At 74.3% G+C, this 9368-nt stretch carries 7 protein-coding genes; 5 read left to right on the forward strand and 2 right to left on the reverse strand.

What is annotated here, in order from left to right; all coding sequences use genetic code 11:
• Window positions 1-47 precede the first annotated feature (47 nt).
• The 3 genes from AB0P17_RS41075 (at window position 48) to AB0P17_RS41085 (ending at window position 4938) form a co-directional block, all read left to right on the forward strand.
• Window positions 48-3554: a phosphodiester glycosidase family protein gene (locus AB0P17_RS41075; RefSeq protein WP_365819850.1), complete on the forward strand. Its 3507-nt coding sequence runs from the start codon at window positions 48-50 to the stop codon at window positions 3552-3554.
• An 88-nt stretch (window positions 3555-3642) separates the two neighbouring features.
• Complete coding sequence (locus tag AB0P17_RS41080; protein ID WP_365819838.1) at window positions 3643-3858, forward strand: hypothetical protein; 216 nt, start codon at window positions 3643-3645, stop codon at window positions 3856-3858.
• Between the two features lie 111 nt (window positions 3859-3969).
• Window positions 3970-4938, forward strand: coding sequence for an aldo/keto reductase (locus AB0P17_RS41085; protein WP_365819839.1), 969 nt, complete (start codon window positions 3970-3972; stop codon window positions 4936-4938).
• A 49-nt stretch (window positions 4939-4987) separates the two neighbouring features.
• Here AB0P17_RS41085 and AB0P17_RS41090 read toward each other — a convergent pair whose 3' ends face one another.
• Window positions 4988-5623, reverse strand: a complete 636-nt coding sequence (locus AB0P17_RS41090; protein ID WP_365819840.1) for a GNAT family N-acetyltransferase — start codon at window positions 5621-5623, stop codon at window positions 4988-4990.
• Window positions 5624-5768: 145 nt separating this feature from the next.
• Here AB0P17_RS41090 and AB0P17_RS41095 point away from each other — a divergent pair, with 145 nt between their 5' ends.
• Window positions 5769-6830: an alpha/beta hydrolase family protein gene (locus AB0P17_RS41095; RefSeq protein WP_365819842.1), complete on the forward strand. Its 1062-nt coding sequence runs from the start codon at window positions 5769-5771 to the stop codon at window positions 6828-6830.
• A gap of 40 nt (window positions 6831-6870) precedes the next feature.
• Here AB0P17_RS41095 and AB0P17_RS41100 read toward each other — a convergent pair whose 3' ends face one another.
• Window positions 6871-7725, reverse strand: coding sequence for an NAD(P)H-binding protein (locus AB0P17_RS41100; RefSeq protein WP_365819844.1), 855 nt, complete (start codon window positions 7723-7725; stop codon window positions 6871-6873).
• Window positions 7726-8193: 468 nt separating this feature from the next.
• Here AB0P17_RS41100 and AB0P17_RS41105 point away from each other — a divergent pair.
• On the forward strand, window positions 8194-9368 hold a 1175-nt coding region (locus AB0P17_RS41105; protein WP_365819846.1), incomplete at its 3' end, for a type III polyketide synthase.

A 9368-nucleotide genomic window follows, 5' to 3' on the forward strand; every position in this document is an offset into this window, starting at 1 on the left:
ATCCAGGAGAAGTTGTGGGCCCAGGCATCGCCGGGCGGACCGCCGTGCTGTGTGCGGCCGTGACCGCCCTGACCTTCGGGGCGACCGCCCCGTCCGCCGCCGACTCCACCCCCGATCCGCACCCCCGTACCGCCGCCGAGATCCTGCGCCCCGTCGCCCCACCGCCCGCGAGCGCGGCCGGCGGGGCCGCCGGAGAGGCCGCCACCGCACGGTCCGTCGCCGACGCCGACGGCATCGAGACGGCCCACGCGGAACGGCCGATCGCCCCCGGCGTCCGGCTGACCTCGTACGACCGGCTCGAATCCGACAAGTGGCTGCGGGTCGACACCCTCTCCGTCGACCTCGGCGGCGGTGGCGCGCGGGCCGACTACCTCTCCACCGGGAAGGTCTCGGACCGCCGCACGGTCTCCGAACTCGCCGCCCGGCACGACCCGGGGCCCGGCCGCCGCACCGTCGCCGCGATCAACGCGGACTTCTTCGACATCAACGAGACGGGCGCGCCGCAAGGGCCCGGCATCGCGGACGGCGCGGTCGTCCACTCCCCGGCGCCCGGCGCCCACCAGGCGATCGGCATCGGCCCCGGAGCCGCCGGACGCGTCCTGCGGCTCTACTTCGACGGCACCGTCACCCTCCCCTCGGGACCCCGCGCACTGGAGGCGTACAACGCCGCGAACGTGCCCGCCGGCGGCATCGGCGCCTACACGGCCGGCTGGGGCGAGGCCGACCGCGCGCTCACCGTCGACCGCGCGACCCCGGTCGCCGAGGCGGCCGTACGGGACGGGCGCGTCCTCTCCGTCACCGGCCGGCCGGGCACCGGCCCCATCACCGCCGGCACGACCGTCCTGGTCGGCAGGGAAGCGGGCGCCGAGGCGCTCGCCGCACTGCGCCCCGGAGACCCGGTCACCCTGGAGTACCGGCCGCGCACCGACGACGGCGGGCCCGTGCCGCGCACCGCCGTCGGCGGCCGTGAACTCCTCGTCGTCGACGGCGAGGCGGTGAGCCACGAGGGCGAGGGCAACAACACCGCCGCGCCCCGCACCGCCGTCGGCTTCTCCCGGGACGGCGCCACGATGCGGGTGATCACCGTCGACGGCCGGCAGGCCGACAGCGGCGGCGTGACCCTCACCGAACTGGGCCTGATGATGCAGCGGGCGGGCGCCCACAGCGCGCTCAACCTCGACGGCGGCGGCTCCTCCACCCTCGTCGCCCGCGCACCGGGCAGCGACGCGCTGCGCGTGGAGAACAGCCCCTCCGACGGCAGCGAGCGCACCGTCCCCAACGGCCTCGCGCTCACCGCTCCCGACGGCAGCGGAAGACTGACCGGCTTCTGGGTGGAGACCCGCACCCCCGCGGGCGCCGCCCCCACCGCCGACCCCGTCCGGGGCGGCCACCCCGAGCGGGTCTTCCCCGGACTGACCCGCCGTCTGACGGCCGCCGGATACGACGAGACGTACGGCCCCGCCGCCGGCGACCCGCGCTGGCGGACCCTGCGGCCCTCCGTGGGCCGGGTCGACCGCGACGGACTCTTCACCGCGCGGTCCGGCGGCACCACGCGGGTACGGGCCGAACACGGCCGCGCCGGCGGCTCCATCGAACTGACGGTGCTCGGCCCACTCGCCCGCCTCCAGCCGACCACCCCGCGCATCGGGCTCGCGGACGCCGCCGCCACCGGCACCTTCGGCATCGTCGGGCTCGACGCGCACGGCACCAGCGCGCCGGTCGAACCCCGCGACGTGACCCTCGACTACGACCGGGCACTCTTCTCCGTCACCGACGACGGCAATGGCTCCTTCACCGTGACCGCCCTGAAGGACGGTGGTGCCGGACGGATCACCGCCACCGCGGGCGGCGTGAGCACCGCGCTCGCCGTCGGCGTCGGACTGGACGAGGAGCCCGTCTCCGGCTTCGACGACGCCGCGTCCTGGACCTTCAGCCAGGCGCGGGCGGACGGCTCCGTCGCCGCCACCCCGGACGGCCGCACCGGCACCGGTCTCGCCCTCCGGTACGACTTCACCCGGTCCACCGCGACCCGCGCCGCCTACGCCACGCCGCCGCGGCAGCTCACCGTGGCCGGCCGCCCGCAGTCCTTCACGCTCTGGATCAAGGGCGACGGCAACGGCGCCTGGCCCACCCTCCACCTCAAGGACGCAGCCGGCTCGGACCAGTTGCTGCGCGGCCCCTACGTCACCTGGACCGGCTGGCGGCAGGTGACCTTCGACGTACCGGCCGGGGCGCCGGCACCCCTCGCCGTCCACCGCTTCTACCTCGCGGAGACCGCGGCCACCCGGCAGTACACCGGGGAGGTCGTCATCGACGAGCTGACGGCGCAGGTGCCGCCCGACGTCGGCCTGCCCGCGCCGCCGCGCGCCGCCGACCCGCTGATCGACACGGCCGCCGGGACCGCCGGGCGGGACTGGCGGTTCGCGGTGATGTCCGACGCGCAGTTCGTCGCCCGCGACCCGGACAGCGCGATCGTGGCCCAGGCCCGCCGCACCCTGCGCGAGATCAGGGCGGCGAAGCCGGACTTCCTCGTCGTCAACGGCGACCTGGTGGACGAGGGTTCGCCCGCGGACCTCGACTTCGCCCGGACCCTCCTCACCGAGGAACTGGGCGACGCGCTGCCCTGGTACTACGTGCCCGGCAACCACGAGGTGATGGGCGGCTCCATCAAGGAGTTCGTGGCACGGTTCGGCCCCGCCCAGCGGGTCTTCGACCACCGGGGCACCCGCTTCCTCACCCTCGACACCTCCGCCCTGACCCTGCGGGGCGGTGGCCTCGCCCAGATCAGGGCGGTACGGGAGCAGCTCGACGCGGCGGCGCGGGACGACCGGATCGGCTCGGTGATGGTGATCGAGCACGTACCGCCGCGCGATCCGACCGTCCAGCAGGCCAGCCGGCTCGGCGACCGCAAGGAGGCGGCCCTCCTCGAACAGTGGCTCGCCGAGTTCCGCCGTACGACGGGCAAGGGCGCCGGATTCATCGGCGGCCACGTCGGGGTCTTCGACGCCTCGCGCGTGGACGGCGTGCCGTATCTGATCAACGGCAACTCCGGCAAGGCGCCCGCCGCCCCGCCGGGCGAGGGAGGCTTCACCGGCTGGTCGCTCGTCGGGGTGGACCGGGTCTCCCGGGGCGAGTGGACCGCCGCCCGGTCGGCGCCGTGGAAGGGCGGCCCCGACTGGGTCTCCGTGCAGACCCGCGCGCACACCGACGCGCTGACCCTCGACACGCCGGACACCCTGGCCCCCGGCCGGAGCGCGCGTGTGTCGGCGACGGTCACCCAGGGCACCCGGACGGTCCCCGTCGGGTTCCCGCTCAGCGCCGACTGGACCGGCTCCCTCAACCTCCGCATCGGCGACCGCGAGGGCGCGAGGCCCCGCCACGCGGCGGTCCTCGACCCCGCCACCGGGACCCTCACGGCGCTGCGGCCCGGGACGGTCACCCTCGCGGTCCGGGTGAACGGGGTGACCCGGAGGACGGAGATCCGGATCGCCGCCAGCGCACCGGGCACGGGGGAGGCGCCGCCGGGCGCCCGCCCGGCGGCGACTTTCGGATGAGCACGGGCGCGGTGTCCGCGACTTTGGTCCGGGACACCGCGCCCGATGGCCGATGGCCGGCCCGCCGCGCGATTCCTAGCCTGGGCGGGTGAAGACGTTTCTCGGATTCCTCTGCTTCGTTCTGCTGTCCCAGGGCGTGGGCGGCCTGCTGTACCAACTGACGGACGGATCGGTCCGGCTCTGGTCCCTCGTCGCCAGGACGAGTCTCTTCGACGGCTACGAGATCTATGTGAGCGTCGTGCTGATCGTCGCCGGTCTTGCCATGGGAGCGGCGACCGGGGCGGTCAAGAAGGGCGGTTCCTGACCGCCCCGCCCACCGGACGCGGCGTGCCGGAGTGCCCCGAGGGGTGGAAGCTGGAGACAGGGCTCCCGCCCGCCCCGCCGGCCTCCGGCCCGACCGAGAAAGGGCGTGCTCATGAGAACCGTACGACTCGGCTCCCAGGGACTCACCGTCTCCGCGGAGGGTCTGGGCGCCATGGGAATGAGCGTCTGGTACGGCCCGCGGGACGAACAGGAGGCGATGGCCACCCTCAACCGGGCCGTCGACCTCGGGGTCACCCACATCGACACGGCCGAGGCGTACGGCCCCTTCGAGAACGAGAAGCTGATCGGCCGCGCCCTCGGGAAACGGCGCGACGAGATCACCATCGCGACGAAGTTCGCCACCGAGTTCGACGACGACGGCACACCCCACGGCCCCAACGGCAGCGCCGCGTACGCGCACCGCGCCATCGACCGCTCACTGCGCCACCTGGGCACGGACGTCATCGACCTGTACTACCTGCACCGCGTCGACCCCGACGTGCCGATCGAGGAGAGCGTCGGGGCGATGGGCGAGATGGTCAGCGCGGGCAAGGTCCGCTACATCGGCATCTCAGAGGCGAGCCCCGCCCTCGTCCGCCGCGCCCACGCGGTCCATCCGCTGACCGCGCTCCAGTCGGAGTACTCGCTGTTCAGCCGGGACGTGGAGCACAACGACGTGCTGGCGACCGTACGGGGGCTCGGGATCGGCTTCGTCGCGTACTCCCCGCTCGGCCGCGGCTTCCTCGCCGGCCGGATCACCCACCGGGACCAGCTGGCGCCGGACGACGTCCGCCGCCGGATGCCCCGCTTCACCCAGGAGAACATCAGGACCAACCTCGCCGTCGTCCACAAGGTGACCGAACTGGCCGACGCGAAGGGCATCACCCCCACCCAGCTCACCCTCGCCTGGCTGCTCGCCCAGCGCGTCGTGCCGATCCCGGGCACCAAGCGGCGTACGTACCTCGAACACAACGCGGAGGCCGCGGACATCGAACTGACCACCGAGGACCTGGCGGCGATCGACGCCGTGGCGCCGCACGGCGTCGCGGCGGGGGAGCGGCACGCCTCGCCGGACCGGTGACCGGGCGCGGCGACCGCGGGCCCCGGCCGCACCGGCCTGCTCCACGGAGTCAGGAACGCGCGTCCACGGTGGTCGAACGCCCGAGATACGTGACGGAACCGGGGTCCGGCACCGCGATCGGCCGGAAACCGAGCCGGTCGTAGAAGGCGCGCGCCGGGGTGTTGGCGGTGGCCATGCACAGGTGGACGGCGTCGACACCCTGGTGGCGCAGGGCGCCGAGGAAGGCGTGCATCAGCGTGCGGCCGTGCCCCCGGCGCTGGGCCTCGGGCAGCAGGTCGATGTGGAGATGCGCGGGGTATCCGGCCAGTTCGGGCAGGACCATCCGCTCCGGCCGGTGCAGCAGGGCGATCATCTCCTCGCTGGGGGTACGGGCCGGCCTCGTCGGCACCGGGTAGCGTCCGGTCAGCGGCGGCAGCCAGACCTCACGGAACGCCGTGACGAAGGCGGCGGTGTCGGCGGTGCCGAGCACGTAACCGACCGCCCGGCCCGTGCCGTCGTCGACCACGAAGGTCAGCTCCGGCTCCAGCACGGCGTAGGGCGCCGCGAAGATGCTCGGCAGCAGGTCGTGGTCGGGGTAGATGTGCCGGGAGTCCCAGCCCTGGTGACCGGTGCGTACGCAGATGTCGTACAGCGCGGGCAGGTCCTCGGGACGGTACGGGCGCACGACGGGAGCGAGGGAAGCCATGGCGGCATGCTGCCCGCAGTCGTCGCGCTCCCACAACACGGACCGGTGATTCGGGGTTTTCTCCGGGGCGGATCGGACGTATATCGGTCAACTTCTCCCCGGGACGGGCCCGTCCTCTCCCACACAACCGAAACGAGGAGAGCCCATGTCCCGAACACGAGCCCTACGACACGCCCTTGCCGCCCTGCTCGCGACGGGCGCGCTCGGCGCCGCCGCTGTCACCGTCCCCGCCGCCCAGCCGGCCGGCGCCACCACACGGACCGAGCGTGTCGGCGGCGCGCGGGTGATCGCGGAACGGCCCGCCGGGGAACGGCTCGTCGATCTGACGGTCCGGTCCCCGGCGCTGGCGGGGGACGCCGCGGTACGGCTGCTCACCCCGGACGGCTGGGCGGAGCGTGGCCCCGGTGACCGGTGGCCGGTGCTGTACCTGCTGGCCGGCGGCGACGGGAACCCTCTCTCCTGGACCGACGAGTACAGGATCCAGAACCTGCCCGAACTGCGCGACACCCTGGTCGTGATGCCCGCCATGCCGCTGTTCGGCTTCTACAGCGACTGGTGGCGGCCGGCCGAGGACGGGCCGCGCGCCGTGGAGACCTTCCACCTGCGCGAGGTACGCCCCCTCCTGGAACGCCACTACGGGGCGGGGACGCGCCGAGCGGCGGCCGGCGAGTCCCAGGGCGGCTTCGGAGCCCTGTCGTACGCGGTCAGGAACCCCGGCCTGTTCCGCGGTGTCGCGAGCTACAGCGGCTTCGTGCACCCGCTGGCCCATCCGCGGGCGGTCCGGGCGGCGATGGCCTACCTGGGGATGGACTGGCGCCGCCTCTGGGGCGACCCGGTGGCCCAGCGGGACGCGTGGGAGGCGCACGACCCCTACCATCTCGCCCCGCGGCTGCGCCATATCCCGGTCTATCTCTCCAGCGGTGACGGCAGGGCCGGCGCGCTCGACCCCGAGGACGTGGAGCCCGACCCCGAGATCCCCGGCCTGGAGGATCCGGCGCGGCCCTTCCCCGAGGACGTCATCTCGCCGACCGAGGCACTGATGGGCGAGGAGAGCCGCGCGGTCGCGGACCGCCTCCGCCGCCAGGGCACGCCGCTGACCACGCACTTCTACCGGGGAACGCACGCTCCCGCCTACTGGGAACGCGACCTGCGCCGGTCGCTGCCGATGCTGCTGCGCTCCCTGGAACCCCAGCCCCGGCACCCGTGATACCTGCCGGGCAAAGGCGCGTGCCGGGACGACGGGCCCCTCAGCCGTCACCGAAGGCGGCGAGGTGGTCCCGCGCCCAGGCACGGTAGGGACGGGCCGGGCGGCCCAGCAGCGTCCGCACCGTCGGCTCCACCCGTGCCTTGGCGCCCGCCCCCTGCCGTACGGCGCTCTCCAGCAGCGCCTCCGCCACCGGACGCGGCAGGCGGGCCGACAGGCCCGCGTACGCCTGCTCCCGCGTCAGCTCCACCAGCCGCAGCGGGCGTCGCAGCAGCCCGGAGAGCACGGCCACCTGCTCGGCCGCGCTGATCGCCGCCGGGCCGGTGAGGGAGTGGGCGCGGCCCGGGAGCACGGCGCCGGTGAGGGCCAGCGCGGCGACCTCGGCGATGTCACGCGGATCCACGGTGGCGTTGGGCGAGGCGCCGTGGAAGGCACGCACCACCCCCTCGGCACGGATCGAGGGCGCCCAGCGCAGGGTGTTGGACATGAAGGCCCGGGGCCGCAGCAGGGTCCACGCCAGACCCGAGGCGCGGAGCAGTTCCTCCGCGTTCCGCTGCCAGCGGGTGATCAGATCATCGGCGTCGGGCTCGGTCACCGCCCGCGCCGACAGCTTCACCACGTGGTGTACGCCGGCGCGGCGGGCCGCGGTGACGAAGTGCTCGTCATGGGCGGGCGCGAGCGGATCCGACGTGACGAGGAACGCCGCCCGCACGCCGGCCAGCGCGGCGGCCAACGAGGCGGGCTCCCCGAAGTCGCCGCCCACCACCTCCGTCCCGGGACCGGCGTACGCCGCGGCCCGGCGGGGATCGCGGGCGAGCACCCGTACCGGTTCCGCGGTGGTCAGAGACCGCGCCACGAGCCGCCCGACGGTGCCGGTGACCCCCGTCAGCAGGATCACCGGCCGGCCCCGCCGCGCCCCGGCCCCGCCGTCCGTCCCGCCCCCGTGACGACGCGCGGGGAGCCCGGGGCGACACGCCGGGCCGCGTCCGGCTTCCGGAACGTCGGAAACCGCCGTCCACCGGCGACCGCGGCAGGGCCGGGGACGGCCCGGATCCGGCCGCCGGCACCGGCCGGATCCCGGTGCGCACACCACGAGAAGACCATGGGAACCATCCCTCCCGCGCCCGGCCCCCGGCGATGTCCGTACGGCGCCACTGCCCCCTGAACGGGGGATCCCGCATGTGGCCTCCCTACGTTCCGTAGTCGCGCGTGGAATCCTGACGGCTCCTCGGTTCACCCGCCCGTCCGTCCCGGCCCAGCGGTCCGTCGGCACTGCCACCTGTTTCTCCCAGGTTGCGGGGCGGTGGCCCAGCCCCGAATGTGGGCCCCAGTTCACAGCGAACACGAATGAAGGAGAGAGCGCGTCGTGGCGACTCTGTGCAAACCCGCGGTCTCGGTTCCCGAACATGTGATCACCATGGAGGACACGCTCGCCCTCGCGCGCTCGCTCCACGCCGACCACCCGCAACTGCCCCTCGCGCTGCGGCTGATCGAGAACACCGGGGTCGCCAAGCGGCATATCGTCCAGCCCATCGAGGACACGCTGCGCCACCCCGGTTTCGAGGACCGCAACATGCTGTACGAGGCCGAGGCCAAGCGGCGCGTGCCCGCGGTCATCCGGCGCGCCCTCGACCATGCCGAGCTGCGCCCCGCCGACATCGACATGATCGTCTACGTCTCGTGCACCGGCTTCATGATGCCGTCGCTGACCGCCTGGCTGATCAACACCATGGACTTCCCGGGCCACACCCGCCAGCTCCCGATCGCGCAGCTCGGCTGCGCGGCGGGCGGCGCCGCCATCAACCGGGCCCACGACTTCTGCCGGGCCTACCCCGGCAGCAATGTGCTCATCGTCGCCTGCGAGTTCTGCTCGCTCTGCTACCAGCCGACGGACCTCGGGGTCGGATCCCTGCTCTCCAACGGCCTGTTCGGCGACGCGGTCGCCGCCGCCGTCGTACGGGGCGAGGGCGGTACCGGCATCACGATGGAGCGCAACGGCTCGCACCTCGTGCCCGACACCACGGACTGGATCGCCTACAGCGTGCGCGCCACCGGATTCCACTTCCTGCTCGACAAGCGCGTGCCCACCACCATGGAGCCGCTGGCCCCCGCCCTCCGTACGATGGCCGACCAGCACGGCTGGGACGCCACCGGCCTCGACTTCTACATCATCCACGCCGGGGGCCCGCGCATCCTGGACGACCTCAGCCACTTCCTCGAAGTGGCGCCGGAGGCATTCCGGTTCAGCCGGGGCACGCTCACCGAGTACGGCAACATCGCCAGCGCCGTCGTCCTCGACGCCGTACGCCGCCTCTTCGACGAGGGACTGGTGGCCGACGGGGCCCGGGGCATCGTCGCGGGGTTCGGGCCCGGGATCACCGCCGAGATGGCGCTGGGGCGGTGGACGCGCTCCGGCCCGGCGTCCGGTCTCGGCCCGGCGCGCCGCGGCTCCCGGGTCGTCGCCGGGGTCTCCAGGGGTACGGCGGCGAGCGAGCCCTGCGGCAGCTCGGTGATCGTCTCCTGGGGCACCAGCCGCACCAC

The organism is Streptomyces sp. NPDC088124, from assembly GCF_040685895.1.
In the GTDB taxonomy this organism is placed as follows: domain Bacteria; phylum Actinomycetota; class Actinomycetes; order Streptomycetales; family Streptomycetaceae; genus Streptomyces.

What these genes read in the sequence shown, in the direction of transcription:
- AB0P17_RS41090 (WP_365819840.1), bottom strand. Translation starts at nt 5,623, where the DNA reads ATGGCTTCCCTCGCTCCCGTCGTGCGCCCGTACCGTCCCGAGGACCTG.
- AB0P17_RS41085 (WP_365819839.1), top strand. Translation starts at nt 3,970, where the DNA reads ATGAGAACCGTACGACTCGGCTCCCAGGGACTCACCGTCTCCGCGGAG.
- AB0P17_RS41095 (WP_365819842.1), top strand. Translation starts at nt 5,769, where the DNA reads ATGTCCCGAACACGAGCCCTACGACACGCCCTTGCCGCCCTGCTCGCG.